2 tRNA genes and 2 rRNA genes are annotated in these 691 nt (G+C 51.2%); all 4 read left to right on the top strand.

From position 1 onward, the window contains the following. Nucleotides 1–116 (top strand): 16S ribosomal RNA (locus tag MiSe_RS49530); the annotation flags it as partial. 114 nt (nucleotides 117–230) lie between these two features. After that, nucleotides 231–304, top strand: a tRNA-Ile gene (locus MiSe_RS49525). 17 nt (nucleotides 305–321) lie between these two features. Next, nucleotides 322–394 (top strand) — tRNA-Ala (locus tag MiSe_RS49520). Nucleotides 395–572: 178 nt separating this feature from the next. Further along, a 23S ribosomal RNA gene (locus MiSe_RS49515) occupies nucleotides 573–691 on the top strand; the annotation flags it as partial.

Below are 691 nucleotides of genomic sequence, written 5' to 3'. Positions count from 1 at the left end.
GCCCGAAGTCGTTATCCTAACCGTTAAGGAAGGAGACGCCGAAGGTGGGGCTGATGACTGGGGTGAAGTCGTAACAAGGTAGCCGTACCGGAAGGTGTGGCTGGATCACCTCCTTTTAAGGGAGACCAACTGGGGTTGAATGCTTGTTTGCCAAGCAGTCAAGCCGAGTCATCCCAGGTCGAACGAGATGTTGGGAAAAGCTTTCAAACTATGAAAAGGTTCGCAAATGTGGGCTATTAGCTCAGGTGGTTAGAGCGCACCCCTGATAAGGGTGAGGTCCCTGGTTCAAGTCCAGGATGGCCCACCTGAAACAGAAAAAATGGGGGTATAGCTCAGTTGGTAGAGCGCTGCCTTTGCACGGCAGAAGCCAGCGGTTCGAGTCCGCTTACCTCCAGTGGGTGAGAGCAAGTGCAGATAGAGTCCAGCAACTCAACGGGAATAAAACCAGGGAGACTGCTGGAGGAAAAACCAGCCAGAACCAAGAAAACTGCATAGCAACAAAAAGTATAAACCAGCATAAACTAGGATGCCATTGGCATCAAAGTAAATGAGCAGGTAGAAAGGAAAAAAGTGGTCAAGCTAAAAACGGCTGACGGTGGATACCTAGGCACGCAGAGGCGAAGAAGGACGTGGTGACCGACGAAACGCTCCGGGGAGCAGGAAGCAAGCAATGAACCGGAGATATCCGAAT

It is taken from the genome of Microseira wollei NIES-4236, from assembly GCF_020521235.1.
GTDB classification, from domain to species: Bacteria; Cyanobacteriota; Cyanobacteriia; order Cyanobacteriales; family Aerosakkonemataceae; genus Microseira; species Microseira wollei.
The sequence above is the reverse complement of the archived record's forward strand: the minus strand, read 5'-3'. Positions and strand labels throughout refer to the sequence as shown.